The 12,552-nt window shown below is 45.8% G+C and carries 18 protein-coding genes and 1 other annotated feature; of the genes, 1 reads left to right on the top strand and 17 read right to left on the bottom strand.

Translation table 11 applies throughout. The features are described 5' to 3' along the window. Positions 1 to 69 precede the first annotated feature (69 nt). The 15 genes from nusB to FC61_RS03030 all read right to left on the bottom strand — a co-directional run bounded on the left by nusB (position 70) and on the right by FC61_RS03030 (position 10,762). Complete coding sequence (nusB, locus tag FC61_RS02960; RefSeq protein ID WP_011667702.1) at positions 70 to 498, bottom strand: transcription antitermination factor NusB; 429 nt, start codon at positions 496 to 498, stop codon at positions 70 to 72. Then, positions 498 to 938: an Asp23/Gls24 family envelope stress response protein gene (locus FC61_RS02965; protein ID WP_011667703.1), complete on the bottom strand. Its 441-nt coding sequence runs from the start codon at positions 936 to 938 to the stop codon at positions 498 to 500. Before FC61_RS02965 ends, nusB begins: the two co-directional genes overlap by 1 nt. Before the next feature lie 34 nt (positions 939 to 972). Beyond that, positions 973 to 1,533: an elongation factor P gene (gene efp, locus FC61_RS02970; RefSeq protein WP_021741213.1), complete on the bottom strand. Its 561-nt coding sequence runs from the start codon at positions 1,531 to 1,533 to the stop codon at positions 973 to 975. 76 nt (positions 1,534 to 1,609) lie between these two features. After that, the gene (locus FC61_RS02975) at positions 1,610 to 2,674 is read right to left on the bottom strand and encodes a M24 family metallopeptidase (RefSeq protein WP_021741212.1); all 1,065 of its coding nucleotides are present in this window, start codon (positions 2,672 to 2,674) and stop codon (positions 1,610 to 1,612) included. 97 nt (positions 2,675 to 2,771) lie between these two features. Beyond that, positions 2,772 to 3,071, bottom strand: a complete 300-nt coding sequence (rpmA, locus tag FC61_RS02980) for a 50S ribosomal protein L27 (protein ID WP_011667706.1) — start codon at positions 3,069 to 3,071, stop codon at positions 2,772 to 2,774. Between the two features lie 19 nt (positions 3,072 to 3,090). After that, the gene (locus FC61_RS02985; protein ID WP_011667707.1) at positions 3,091 to 3,429 is read right to left on the bottom strand and encodes a ribosomal-processing cysteine protease Prp; all 339 of its coding nucleotides are present in this window, start codon (positions 3,427 to 3,429) and stop codon (positions 3,091 to 3,093) included. A gap of 28 nt (positions 3,430 to 3,457) precedes the next feature. After that, positions 3,458 to 3,766, bottom strand: coding sequence for a 50S ribosomal protein L21 (rplU, locus tag FC61_RS02990; protein ID WP_011667708.1), 309 nt, complete (start codon positions 3,764 to 3,766; stop codon positions 3,458 to 3,460). A gap of 20 nt (positions 3,767 to 3,786) precedes the next feature. Further along, positions 3,787 to 3,864 (bottom strand) — a sequence feature (ribosomal protein L21 leader region). A 65-nt stretch (positions 3,865 to 3,929) separates the two neighbouring features. Further along, positions 3,930 to 4,538 (bottom strand): TetR/AcrR family transcriptional regulator, encoded by a 609-nt coding sequence (locus FC61_RS02995; protein WP_306412930.1) that lies wholly within the window; start codon positions 4,536 to 4,538, stop codon positions 3,930 to 3,932. 57 nt (positions 4,539 to 4,595) lie between these two features. Next, a complete protein-coding gene (locus tag FC61_RS03000) occupies positions 4,596 to 5,138 on the bottom strand; it encodes a dUTPase (RefSeq protein ID WP_021741209.1) in 543 nt (180 codons plus the stop codon). Positions 5,139 to 5,152: 14 nt separating this feature from the next. Further along, positions 5,153 to 6,094 carry a hypothetical protein gene (locus FC61_RS03005; protein ID WP_021741208.1) on the bottom strand — a complete coding sequence of 314 codons (942 nt, stop codon included), beginning with the start codon at positions 6,092 to 6,094 and terminating at the stop codon, positions 5,153 to 5,155. Next, a complete protein-coding gene (locus FC61_RS03010; RefSeq protein ID WP_011667712.1) occupies positions 6,087 to 6,959 on the bottom strand; it encodes a hypothetical protein in 873 nt (290 codons plus the stop codon). The genes FC61_RS03005 and FC61_RS03010 overlap by 8 nt, the downstream gene beginning before the upstream one ends. A 252-nt stretch (positions 6,960 to 7,211) precedes the next feature. Beyond that, a complete protein-coding gene (gene glnA / locus FC61_RS03015; protein ID WP_021741207.1) occupies positions 7,212 to 8,552 on the bottom strand; it encodes a type I glutamate--ammonia ligase in 1,341 nt (446 codons plus the stop codon). Positions 8,553 to 8,593: 41 nt separating this feature from the next. After that, positions 8,594 to 8,980: a MerR family transcriptional regulator gene (locus FC61_RS03020; protein ID WP_011667714.1), complete on the bottom strand. Its 387-nt coding sequence runs from the start codon at positions 8,978 to 8,980 to the stop codon at positions 8,594 to 8,596. 106 nt (positions 8,981 to 9,086) lie between these two features. Further along, complete coding sequence (gene miaA / locus FC61_RS03025; RefSeq protein ID WP_021741206.1) at positions 9,087 to 10,010, bottom strand: tRNA (adenosine(37)-N6)-dimethylallyltransferase MiaA; 924 nt, start codon at positions 10,008 to 10,010, stop codon at positions 9,087 to 9,089. Then, positions 10,007 to 10,762 carry a glycerophosphodiester phosphodiesterase gene (locus FC61_RS03030; RefSeq protein WP_024525349.1) on the bottom strand — a complete coding sequence of 252 codons (756 nt, stop codon included), beginning with the start codon at positions 10,760 to 10,762 and terminating at the stop codon, positions 10,007 to 10,009. The genes miaA and FC61_RS03030 overlap by 4 nt, the downstream gene beginning before the upstream one ends. Before the next feature lie 145 nt (positions 10,763 to 10,907). On the opposite strand from FC61_RS03030, the gene FC61_RS12280 reads away from it, so the two are divergent. Further along, positions 10,908 to 11,084, top strand: a complete 177-nt coding sequence (locus tag FC61_RS12280) for a DUF3042 family protein (protein WP_011667717.1) — start codon at positions 10,908 to 10,910, stop codon at positions 11,082 to 11,084. 45 nt (positions 11,085 to 11,129) lie between these two features. Here the strand turns inward: FC61_RS12280 and FC61_RS03035 are convergent, their stop codons facing one another. Then, positions 11,130 to 11,546: a rhodanese-like domain-containing protein gene (locus FC61_RS03035; protein ID WP_024855062.1), complete on the bottom strand. Its 417-nt coding sequence runs from the start codon at positions 11,544 to 11,546 to the stop codon at positions 11,130 to 11,132. A 30-nt stretch (positions 11,547 to 11,576) separates the two neighbouring features. Next, positions 11,577 to 12,548, bottom strand: a complete 972-nt coding sequence (locus tag FC61_RS03040) for an ROK family glucokinase (protein ID WP_021741203.1) — start codon at positions 12,546 to 12,548, stop codon at positions 11,577 to 11,579. Positions 12,549 to 12,552 lie beyond the last annotated feature (4 nt).

Below are 12,552 nucleotides of genomic sequence, written 5' to 3' on the forward strand. Positions count from 1 at the left end.
TTAAATCACACATTCTCCCTGACAACTAAAAAAAACCGCTTGCTCATTACCAGCAAACGGTTTGATCAATTAAGCTTGTGTGTCGGTTTCGTCATCCAACGTGTGCGCTAACACTCCGTTGATAAAACGACGAGAACGATCGTCGCTAAAGTTCTTGGCAAGTTCCAAGGCTTCGTTAACAGCTACACGATTAGGGACATCGTCCACATGCTCAATTTCATAAAATGCCATGCGTAAAATGACTAAATCAGTCTTCGCAATTCGCTTCAACTGCCATCCGGTACTCAAGTACTGGTCGATTTGCGCATCTAGTTCACTCTGATGGGCCAAAACGCCATTCACTAAAGTTGCCAAATAGTCTGGCACGGGAACAAGTTGGTTCGGGTCATCCGTCAAAACACGTTGGTATAACGCATCATGATCGGCTTCAGGATTGGCATTTAATGCAAACAACATTTGAAATGCCCGTTCCCGAATTTGATGTCGTGTAAGTGTCACTATTGGTCACTGTCTCCTTCATCGGTCTGGTTGAACAGGTTATCAGGGTCAACCTGTTGCGCCGTCTTTTCGGGAATGACGCCTTCCACGTGAACGTTAACTTCACGCAAATCGAGGTCCGTCATGAACAGCAATTGTTGCTTAACGCTATCCTGAATGGCCAAGGCAACCTTAGGAACTGCAACCCCGTAGTCCAAATAAACGTACACATCAACTGCCAATTCGTCGCCGTCAAAGACCAGTTTCACGCCCTTGCCATGTTGTTCCTTGCGACCAAATAATTCCGTGACGCTATTGGCCAAAGAGCCACGCATCCGGGCAACACCCTCGGTTTGGCTAGCAGCAATCCCTACAATAATTTCTAGGACTTGCGGTGCCACCTCAATCTTGCCCAAAGCTGGTTCTTTAGATTCTAAAATAATGTTAGTATCTTCCGCCATTCATTGACCCTCCCTTACTTAAACGTGTGATAACCTAGGCGCGAGAAATATACGTCCCGTCAGTTGTGTTGATGGAGAGCTTGTCGCCTTCATTAACGAAGAATGGGACTTGAACGACTAAGCCGGTGTTCATCGTTGCTGGCTTAGAACCACCAGAAGCGGTGTTCCCCTTAATACCAGGTTCAGTTGCCGTAACTTCTAGGACAACCGTGTTAGGTACTTCAATGCCGAGAACTTCTGAGCCAAATTGAACCAAATCAACATTCATATTTTCTTGTAAGTATGAAAGTTGATCCTTGATTTGTTCTTCGGGTACTTCGATTTGTTCAAAGTTGTCGGTATCCATGAAGACCCGGTTATCACCATCTTCATATAGATATTGCATGCTACGCGTTTGAATATCCGCCCGTTCCATCTTAGCACCGGCACGGAAAGTCTTTTCTTGAACAGCACCAGTCCGTAAGTTCTTAAGCTTTGAACGAACGAAAGCGCCACCCTTACCAGGCTTGACGTGTTGGAACTCAATGATCCGCCAAATTGCGTTATCAACTTCGATGGTTAAACCGTTTTTAAAATCAGCAGTAGAAATTGCCATAATGTTATAGCCTCCTAAAATATGTCCTCTTTATAATATCAATTCTTACCCCTAAAAAGCAAGACAGGGGTGCCATTTACAGAATAATTAAATTCCGTGGCACGGTAGTTAAGACTTCGTGACCATCTGATGTGACCAAGATATCGTCTTCAATCCGGATACCACCCCGGCCGGCCAAATAAACACCAGGTTCAATCGTAATGACTTCATTAGCCTTCATGACATCTGGCCAACCACGACCAATATTAGGGCCTTCGTGAATATCTAGCCCAATTCCGTGACCCGTTCCGTGAATAAACGCCTCACCGTAGCCTCGTTCTGTCAAAAAGTCGCGACCAATCCGATCTAATTCATCGCCCGTTACACTGGGGGCAACGGCAGCCACAATGGCGGATTGTGCTGCTTGAACTGCTTGGTAAGCCGCTTTCAATTCTGATCCCGGATCGCCCAACGCCACCGTACGGGTAACGTCGGATGTGTAATCGTCCACGTAAAAACCACAGTCAATCGTGACCAGCTCACCGGTAGCGAGCTGTTTATCACTTGCCTGCCCGTGAGGCCAAGCCGAACGGACACCACTGGCCACAATAGTCGGGAAACTGGTCCCAGTAGCCCCATGTTCTTGCATCCACTGTTCAAGCCATTGAGCAACTTGACGCTCCGTCATCCCCGGCTTTAGTACCGTAAATAACGCCTCTAATCCAGCACTAGTTAATTGCGTAGCGCGCCGAATAGCCGCTAGCTCATCCGCTTCTTTTACCTGTCGTAACTCATCAGCCACATCGGCCAGTGGGACGATATCGGTCATTAAGTGCTCATCTAACCACTCGAACTCACGAATAGTTAGCTGATCCTCAATCCCCAATACGGTTGCACCATCGGCCTCTAAGACATCATTAACGGCTTGCAAGTAGCTCCGCGTAATCACTAACGGTATTTGGGGTATCACCTGGGTCAATTCCGTTTGGTAACGTGCATCCGTGATAAAAACCGCTCGTTTAGCCGTCACCAATAAGTAGCCATCACCAGACATCACACTAGCGCCAACCAAATATTGCTGATTACTAGGTGAAGACACCAAAAAACTATCAATGCTCAGTGGCGCAAATAGCGCCTGTAGCCGTTCAACTCGTGTCGCCATTGACCCAACCCCCCGATCTAATTTTCCGAAAAAAAGAAGAACCCAAAGCGAATTGGTCTCGCCTCAAGCTCTTCAGTCGTACGAGGAAAACCTCGTGTTATTTAGCTGCTTCTTCGGCAACTGGGTAAACAGATACTTGACGCTTGTCACGGCCAAGACGTTCGAATTTAACGACGCCAGCAACCTTGGCAAACAACGTATCATCACCACCACGGCCAACATTGACCCCAGGGTAAATGTGCGTACCGCGTTGACGGTAAAGGATTGAACCACCAGTTACAGTTGAACCATCAGCAGCCTTCGTCCCAAGACGACGACCAGCAGAGTCCCGACCGTTAGCAGTGGACCCACCACCTTTATGGTGAGAGAAGAATTGTAAGTTCATGTTCATCAGCATAAGTTTCACCTCCGCAAATTTAATTGTTGGTTTCAGCGAATTCAACAAAATCCGCGTAATTGTTGGCAACATCTCGTAACCCATCCGCAAAACTCTGGAGGAGTGTCTGTCCCTTTAATTCGGCCGTTGCTTCCAGCTTTGGTGGGAGGTGGACTTCCAGAAAGCCACCTTCCTGATCATGATTGTCGACTTGCACCGGAATCTGAGCGATTCGTTGTAAGCCATTAACAGTCGTGATCGCAAGCACCGAAACCGCAGCACAAACAATATCTTGGCCATATTCGCCAGAATCGGCATGACCGGTGATTTGGAATGAATCGATTCGGTTAGTTCCATGATGGAACGTCGCATGAATCATCGAGATCGCCCCTTCTAATCTTTAGGCTTTAGGCGTTGATAGCATCAACGACAACCTTGGTATATGGTTGACGGTGACCCTTCTTCGTGTGTTGGCCCTTCTTGGCCTTGTACTTGAAAGTAACGACCTTCTTTTCCAAGCCCTGCTTTTCAACAGTCCCAGTAACAGTCGCACCCGCAACAGTTGGTGTCCCGATCTTAGGCGTATCGCCACCGACAAAGACAACTTGGTCAAAAGTAACCTTTTCACCAGCTTCAACATTTAACTTTTCAACGTAAACAGCTTGGCCTGCTTCGACCTTGTACTGCTTGCCGCCAGTTACAATAATTGCGTACATGAATGTGCACCTCCTTATAATTTTAGACTTAGACTCGCCGAAGACAAGTGCTCCGCAAGCGGAAAACTTAAACTCGTTCCGAGCGGTTGCAGCTGTGGAAGTCCACAAATACAACATGAAAATTATACTTGATAGGCAGCAAACCGTCAAGTCTTTTTTATTGTCAGCGTTTTTCCGGATTAATTGGCGCAAACCAGGCCGCTACCGGGAGACTTTCCAGTGGTAGCAATTGCTGAAACGCCTGAGCCAAATAATCCGGGCGATAACGCCGATCATCTGCTAACCAGTGATCAATCACCCCAATGAATCCCGTTGCCAAAAAGCTCACTTGTACGTCTAATGGTGACGTTGGCACATTTGACTGCGGTAGCTGTTGACTAAATACTAGTAGTTCTTGTTCCAAACGTTGCTGTAACTGCGTACGAAAATGGGCGAACTGTGGTTGGAGTAACACCATCAAAATCTGATGATGGTCATCCACATATCGAAGTGCTGGGCCTAACGCAAAACCATTCACTGGATGACCGTATGGTGCCAGTAAGGTTTTGCCGGCCGCTAACCATTCATCAATAACCTGCTGCTCAGTCTGAGCTAAAAAATCAGCTTTATCCTGATAATGCAGATAAAAAGTTCCCCGTGTAATTGCTGCCGCCTGAGTGAGCTTTTGGACCGACACCTGTTTGAACGACATTTCTTGTAATAGCGTGCTTAATGCCTGACGTAAGCGTTCGTTGGTGCGGACAACCCGTGGATCTGTTGGCTGACTGATGATTCTTCACGCCTTTCCTAACAAAAGGCTAGTCCGAAAACTCGAACTAGCCCCCATTTGCTAATAATTATTTGCTTGTCGATCCAAATTAATTTGCCGTTTAGCCTCGTAAGCTGCTTGGATTTGATCCTGCGTAAAACCAAAATCAACCAGCCCCCACTTCAAAAACAAGCGCCACGCGTGACGAAAGTCTTCTTGACGATGGGCAAAATGACTATTGAATAGCATCCGCTTTAAGATCAAATACTGTTGATCTAAATCCTTGGCCGGTCGGCTCTTTTCTAACGTTACGAGGTCTTCTTCTTTCAGCATAATGAGATGGGTCCACGTTTTCTTAGCTGAGACTAAAAAGAAGAAATCCATTGCATCCGTATATTCTGTTAGCAACGTTTCCATTGGCGTTTGTCCCGCATCGGCTTTACCACGATGGGTTTTCCAAACTTTAAACCATTCAGACGTGTTGGCAACTTCTGCCAATTCAACATCTAAGGCAACGTAGGCATTTTCAATTTGCTGCTGCCGCGACATTTCAATGTCACGGTCTCGTGTAATCTGTTCATCTAGCGCAATCGATTGCCGCACTAATTTAGCCAATTCTAGCACGATTAGACTCCCTTCTAACCGAAAATCAATGGATCTGAGGTAATTTCTAACTCTGTTAAGTTTTCCAAATACCAATCTCGCATAAAGTCGAAACGTAGCAAAACATCAAACCATGAAATCTTCTGGTCATCATCGTGAACTGTCAACACCCATTCAGGCTGGCCTTCCAACTGATTGTTAAAAATATCAACCACAATGCCACGGCCTAACGCAATTTCTGCACCATTACCGTTGACGCCATTGGTTAACATATAATCATTTTGCGCAGCCATCACAAATAGGCGATCAACAACACCGGCTGGTAGGTCGGTCGACCGAACCGCATAGTTTTGACGGTTAGCCGCATCCAAAATATTGAAGTCCACGGAGTAACCATAGTCTTCTTTTAGGTAGCGCGCAAAATCAACCAAAATACCAACCGAGGCCTTAATCGTATCGGCCGGTACGGAATCATGTAAATCAATGATAAATAACTGAGTCAAAGCATGACTGTTAAACCGGAACATTTTCCGTTCCAAATTCAAATAGAACAAGGACTGTCCTGTCGCCCGTTCCCGGTAGTAAACACCGCCATTTTCTGATGTCTCTACCCGAAAGTTGAACGTTCCCCGATCGCCTAATGGGGTTAGTTGCTGAGTCAATTCTTCATGGTGATCACGCGACTGTAAAATCACATGTTTACCTTGGTCATGGAGTTCCAACATCCGCGACATAAAGAGAAGATAATAGTCAGCATGACTATATTGATGGGGGAACGTGACGAAGTCAGAATCTAACGTAAAATCAGCCAATTCTGTTGCAGCTGTGACTAACTCATCAGGATCCGTGGTCTTGATCAGTTGATCCATTAATTCCGTAAAGCGTAGCCCCGTTTGCAAGCCATCCTTAATTGCATTGTTATAGTTTAATAAACGACCACTGGTAGTCAACGTCGATGGATCATTCTCGTTAATCATCGATCGTCACCTCACTTTTGCCAATTAAGCTATTGATGTAGTCGGCATACAGGCTGGCATTGTGTGCTTCGAAATGTTCAAAATCATCGAAAGCATCCCGAATACTTTGCTTTTCATAATTTAAAATCGTGTCTTCCTTAGACAAAACCAAAATTCGATCATCATTTTCTTTAATCGTCTTGTGGGCATTTAAGGCCCGTTCATCTTCATCAGCCAGCTTGGTTAGTTGGTCAATAATAGCTTGGCGTTCTTCCTTGAGTTTGCCAGAATCCCAAGGCATACTACTCTTGGAACTATTTTCCTTTAACTGTTCCCGTAACTCCGCCTTTTGGTTGTCACGTTGCGTCTGGGCATTGACCAATTGTTGTAGTTCCTCACTTTGCGCGGAGATTGACTCAATCTTGGCCGTATTCAGGCGTTGATTTTGGGCTTCCAACGCAAAAGAGTCACGTAGCTTTTGATATTCCGTCTCATCAAACTGGAATTGCACATTTATAACATCTAAATCGCCAAATAATCGCCGGTCCCACCAGTTACCAAAGTAAATATGGAACAAGCCGGTTGTATATTCTTCGTAGTAGAAAAATGGGTAAATATGTCCCAAGTAATCAATTAAATTGTCACTCAAATAATGGCTGATTTGGGGGTGAATATTGTCGACTAATTCAGCGAGGTGATTAACGGCTCGCGGTGACCGAGTCTTCTTGACCTCTTGGTAATACCGCCCTTCATCAAGCAATTCATAAACCTTTCGATCATCATTGTGCTGTACTGCCGCTTGTAACGTGCTTAAATAATCTAATTTACTGGCGATCGCCTGTGTTAACACGTCGGCTGCACTAGCTTGTTGTTCTTGATTTTCCATGAATTTATCCCTCATTCTGATGTTCCCTAGCGCTTGCCGTGAACATTTGGTTATACGTTCATGTTACCAAAAATCCGTTCAGAATAAAGCAGTTTGCGTGAAGTTTTGTTGGAAAATCCTTAATTTTTTATTATTGCGGGGTTCATTCGTCATTTACACGATCCGGCAAATTAACGATAAGTAATCCGCCGCTGTATACTAAAAACTGGTCATCAACTATTTAAGTGACGACCAGTCTTGACGTGCTAATTTTTAATAAAGTTCTAGATATTGATCGCGTTCCCATTCGGAAACCTGAGTTCGATAAGAGTTATACTCTAAGTTTTTGGCTTCAATGAAGCTTTGGTATAAGTGATCCCCCATCGCATTACGCATCACATCATCAGCCGCCAAGTCCTTCAACGCATTGTGTAACGTATCTGGCAAATTGGTAATGTGATTTTCCTGCCGTTCTTCTGCATCCATCCGGTAGATGTTACGGTCAATCGCTTCACGTGGTTCTAACTTATTCCGTAAGCCATCCAAGCCCGCTTCAAGTACGGCGGCAATCGCCAAATATGGATTAGCAGCTGGGTCAACGCTTCGAACTTCTAGTCGGGTCGACAGTCCCCGTGAATTAGGAACTCGGATTAATGGCGACCGGTTAGAGCCAGACCAAGCAACATAGACCGGCGCTTCATAGCCAGGAACTAACCGCTTATACGAGTTCACGATTGGGTTACAGATTGCTGTAAAACTCCGCGCGTGTTTCAGCAGTCCGCCTAAGAAATGATAGGCGTCTTCAGACAATTCCATTTCACCATTTTTATCATAAAAGGCATTGCCTTGATCATGGAATAAGGACATATTCAAATGCATACCAGATCCATTAATTCCGGCCAATGGCTTCGGCATAAAGGTCGCATACAACCCATATTTCCGTGCAATGGTCTTTACCACCAGTTTAAACGTTTGAATGTTATCTGCCGCGGTTAACGCATCGGCATATTTGAAATCAATTTCATGTTGACCAGGAGCAACCTCATGGTGCGCTGCTTCAACGTCAAAGCCCATTTCTTCCAAGGTCAGAACAATTTCACGCCGGCAATTTTCACCTAAATCCATTGGAGCCATATCAAAGTAGCTCCCCTTATCGTTAAGTTCCGTCGTCGGTTTACCGTTTTCGTCCATCTTAAACAAGAAAAATTCAGGTTCTGGTCCAATGTTAAAGTCCGTAAAACCGGCTTTACGCATATCATCTAACACCCGGATCAAATTATTCCGCGGATCACCCGTAAATGGTTTGCCTTCAGTTGTGTAAACCTCACAGATGACACGAGCAATCTTTCCCCGTTCCGTACTCCATGGGAAGATCATCCACGTCGACAAGTCAGGATAAAGATACATATCACTTTCCTCAATCCGAACGAACCCGTCAATTGAAGACCCATCAAACATCAACTTATTATCCAATAACTTGCCTAGTTGACTAATTGGGACTTCAACGTTCTTAATCGTTCCAAATAGGTCTGTAAACATTAACCGTAAAAATTTGACGTTTTCGTCTTTTGCCATCTGTCGAATGTCATCTTTAGAATATTCCGGTTTTGCCATCAAAATCGCTCCCTGCGTATTTGTCTCGTCTCATCAATATCTTAAAGCGGCCGCTGTTGCTGTATTCCTGGTGTTGGATGGCCCAGCCCGCCTTGACGAATGAACTCGTCTTGCAAGATTCGCCGCACGTCTTCATCTGTCAATGGCTGTCGCTGAGCCGCTGCTTTTTGCTGAGCGGCTTGGTGTTGCTGGTCATAAATTGCCTTAATTCCAGCAATATTAATGCCATCAGCCAAGTAGTCCTTAATTTCCAGTAATCGGTCAACATCATTCAATGAATACATTCGCCGATTACCATCATTACGCTCAGGAAAAACCAACGCCTGGGCTTCGTAGTAGCGAATCTGTCGCGCCGTCAAATTAGTCAGCTTCATCACCGTTCCGATCGGCAAAACTGCTAATGATCGCCGTAATTCTTTTTCTTTCACCACTACCGCCCCCTTCAAACTATGCTGTTATCATACCACGTTGACAGCTGACGTCAAGAATTCATGTTAGGTTTTCTGACATAAGCAACGGATTGTTAGAAATTCTTTAGTTCTTTTCGGTTAACCACGCCGACACATCCTGTAAAATCTGAGCATCAACTTCTGGATGCTGCACTAAATCATACCAGTTCGCAGTTGTTTGGTGTCGGAACCAAGTCAGCTGGCGTTTGGCATAATGACGTGAGTCCTGCTTAATCTGGTCAATTGCCGCTGCAAGTTTTTCCGGTTGGTCAAGAACCGGTAATAACTCCCGATAACCAATTCCGCTTGCCGCCGGCAGTGTTGCCCCACCGCGCTTAGCTAACCAACGAACTTCATCTAGCAACCCCGCTTGCACCATGTTATCAACGCGCTGATTAATCCGTTCATACAAGAGCGGTCGCGCTGTATTCAGCCCAATATAATATTCATCGTATTGGGGACCCGCATTTTGCTGATGAGAAAATAACTGTCCCGTAACTTGAATGACTTCCAGCGCCCGGACCGTCCGCCGAATATTTGTTGGTGGAATCTTACTAGCCGCAACGGGATCTTGAGCCGCCAATTGTTGCCACAAGATTTGTGGTCCTTGTTCGACTGCTATTTGCCGGAGGTGCTCACGAATCTGCGGGTCACCTGGTGCGTCGGCTCCTAATTTCAAGCCATCAAATAGGGCCTGTAAATAAAAACCGGTCCCCCCAGCTACAATTGGCAAATGCCCCCGCTCATGAATCGCTTGGATTAATGGCTGAGCCGCCGCAACGAACTGAGCGACCGTAAATTGTTGATCGACATCCTGAATATCAATCAGATGATGGGGCGCTTGCGCTTGTTCCGCGGCCGTTGCTTTGGCAGTACCGATATCCAGATGCCGGTAAACCTGCATAGAATCTCCTGAGATAATCTCACCATTAAGGACTTGGGCTAATTTAATGGCCAGTGCTGTTTTACCGACTGCCGTGGGACCCACAACTGCCACAACTTTAATCATACCCGTTCACTTCCCTGTATTTTTTCTCTTAATGCAACCGCCCGTGCCGGATAATCCGTAATGATGCCCGCAAAGTGGCGACGGAAACAATACGCCATGTCTGCCGGGCTATTTACCGTCCACGGCCGTAGTTGCATATGCGGTAACCAAAAGCGGTGCGCCTTAACCCATCGAATATCCGGATGGAGCCCCGCGACTTGTTGGTGGCGCTCCATTTGTTTCGCCTGACGGCCTGCCGTTTTAAATAATTTCGCATACTCCGCCTGTGGGTACAGTTTTCGTAGCGTAATTAATGACTGCGCGCGAAAACTTGAAAAGACTAACCGAAACGGCACAGGTTGTTGAGTAAAGTACGTCGCTAATTGCTGTTCAATCCCTGGATACGGGATCTTATTTGTTTTCAGTTCCAAGTTAAACACGCCCGAAAAATGGTCGGCAATTAAGAGTTGAATCACTTCATCCAGCGTTGGAATCTTGGTGCCCGCGAATTCCCGTCCAAAATGACTACCAGCGTCTAACTGTTTCAATTGCGCCAACGTCAGATCTTTAATTAATCCGCTACCGTTAGTCGTCCGATCAACCTTTTCATCATGCATGATAACCATCTGACCATCACGCGACAACTGCACGTCAGTTTCAATACCATCGGCACCCGCATCCAATGCCGCTTGAAATGCCAACAACGTATTTTCCGGTCGTGTGCCTTTACTTCCTCGGTGTGCAATCACCTGTGTCGTTTGTCGTTTAAACACCCACGTCAGTCCTTTCTCCCAAATCCTACTAGTAAGATTACCACAGAATCCCCGCATTTCGCTGTAAATCGCTAGCAATTTCATCAAAAAACAAGCATAATGGAAGCGGATAATCAAAATCCCACGATAGAAGGAGTCGAATGTTATGAAGAACTTCACCAAAGGCGTTTTGTTTGGCGTTGTCGCTACGGCTAGTGCGGTTGCCGGCGCAGTTTTTTCTTTTAAGAAAAAAGTCGTTCAACCTATCGAAGACCAAGAAGCTCGGTTTGAAGAAAACCGCAAGTTAGCTAACCGAAAAAGTCACGCTGCCCACCATGGGTAATTTAGCCACCAAAAAAGGTCCGGAAATTTTTCCGGACCTTTTTGTTTAGTCTTTAGTTTTTTTGGTTTTACCATCCCAGCGAGCATAGCCGGTTTTTAAGATCGAAATATCCGTGTAGCCTTCTTTACCTAAGAGAATCGCTGCGCGTGTGCTCAGTGACTTCCCTTGATCATATAGGTAAACGGGTAAGTCAGCTCGCAATTGCGTGTGGTAGGCCTTAAACGTCGAATAAGGAATGTTACGGGCGCCTAAGATGTGACCCGCATCAAAATCCTTTTTCTCACGTAAATCAACCACCTGGGCCTTACGTTGTCCTTCTTGGAATGTTGCTTCGTCAATTAGCTTGGCAACGCGATTTCGACGCATCACCGTTGTTAACGACCAGCCACCCCACACGATAAGTAAAACAATCAGTACGATCATGTAGACCGTCCATCCCGAGATTTCTGCAGCAATTACCAAACTAAATCGTCCTTCCTAAACCTGTTTCTCTTAATTCGTTTTTTGGAATCGTAAAGCGAGCGATGCCGCGCCAATGACCCCTGCATCATTTCCAAGTTGAGCCAATCGCAGTTTGGTTGAATCCCGAACTGCTGGAAAGGCATTTTCTTGGAAATACCGCGTCGTTGGTTGTAATAACGTGTTCCCAGCATTAGAAACCCCACCACCAATAATAATGTTAGCTGGATTTAAAATGTTGGCAACGTTGGCCAAAGCCAACCCTAAATAAAATGTGACCCGGTCAACCACTTGGTTTGCCAAGATGTCCCCATTATCGGCTAGATAAAAGACCATCTTTGACGTCACACTTTCCTGGTTGTCTTCCATTTCTTTCAATCGGGAAGTTCCCATAAAGTCCTTAGCCATATCGGCGGCAACGTGGACAACCCCGGTTGCGGAAGCGTATTGTTCCAAACACCCACGTTTGCCACAAGTACATAGATAGCCATTCGGTTGAACGGTTACGTGACCCAATTCACCGGCCCCGCCGTTAATCCCGTGCAAGAGGTGGCCGCCAGCGATAACACCACCGCCGACACCCGTTCCCAGGGTTACAAAGACCACATCGCTATCCTTTTCGCCAGCACCTTTCCAGTACTCGCCTAATGACGCCACGTTAGCATCATTATCCAAAATAAACTGAAGCCCCAAGCCCGCTTGAATTTGGTCACGAACCTGTTGCCGCTTTTTCCAGTTCAGGTTAAAGGCACCAATAACGGTCCCATTCTCAATATCTACTGAACCCGGCGTCCCCATCCCGATACCCAAGAAATCGTCTTTACTGAATTCTGAGTTCGTAATGTGTTGACTGATCGAGTCGATAATGTTTGGAACAATGTGGCTCCCCTCGTCGGCGATATCAGTTGGAATACTCCACTTGGTCAAGATTTCTCCAGCCAGTGATAGAAAGGCCATTTTAGTGGTAGTCCCACCTAAATCGATTCCAATTAAATTCCGTGCCATAACG

The organism is Levilactobacillus brevis ATCC 14869 = DSM 20054 (assembly GCF_001433855.1).
GTDB lineage: Bacteria > Bacillota > Bacilli > Lactobacillales > Lactobacillaceae > Levilactobacillus > Levilactobacillus brevis.

Coding starts and splice junctions, on each gene's coding strand:
- FC61_RS02965 (WP_011667703.1), bottom strand. CDS start 938: ATGGCGGAAGATACTAACATTATTTTAGAATCTAAAGAACCAGCTTTG.
- efp (WP_021741213.1), bottom strand. CDS start 1,533: ATGGCAATTTCTACTGCTGATTTTAAAAACGGTTTAACCATCGAAGTT.
- FC61_RS02975 (WP_021741212.1), bottom strand. CDS start 2,674: ATGGCGACACGAGTTGAACGGCTACAGGCGCTATTTGCGCCACTGAGC.
- rpmA (WP_011667706.1), bottom strand. CDS start 3,071: ATGCTGATGAACATGAACTTACAATTCTTCTCTCACCATAAAGGTGGT.
- FC61_RS02985 (WP_011667707.1), bottom strand. CDS start 3,429: ATGATTCATGCGACGTTCCATCATGGAACTAACCGAATCGATTCATTC.
- rplU (WP_011667708.1), bottom strand. CDS start 3,766: ATGTACGCAATTATTGTAACTGGCGGCAAGCAGTACAAGGTCGAAGCA.
- FC61_RS03005 (WP_021741208.1), bottom strand. CDS start 6,094: ATGATTAACGAGAATGATCCATCGACGTTGACTACCAGTGGTCGTTTA.
- FC61_RS03010 (WP_011667712.1), bottom strand. CDS start 6,959: ATGGAAAATCAAGAACAACAAGCTAGTGCAGCCGACGTGTTAACACAG.
- glnA (WP_021741207.1), bottom strand. CDS start 8,552: ATGGCAAAACCGGAATATTCTAAAGATGACATTCGACAGATGGCAAAA.
- miaA (WP_021741206.1), bottom strand. CDS start 10,010: ATGATTAAAGTTGTGGCAGTTGTGGGTCCCACGGCAGTCGGTAAAACA.
- FC61_RS12280 (WP_011667717.1), top strand. CDS start 10,908: ATGAAGAACTTCACCAAAGGCGTTTTGTTTGGCGTTGTCGCTACGGCT.
- FC61_RS03040 (WP_021741203.1), bottom strand. CDS start 12,548: ATGGCACGGAATTTAATTGGAATCGATTTAGGTGGGACTACCACTAAA.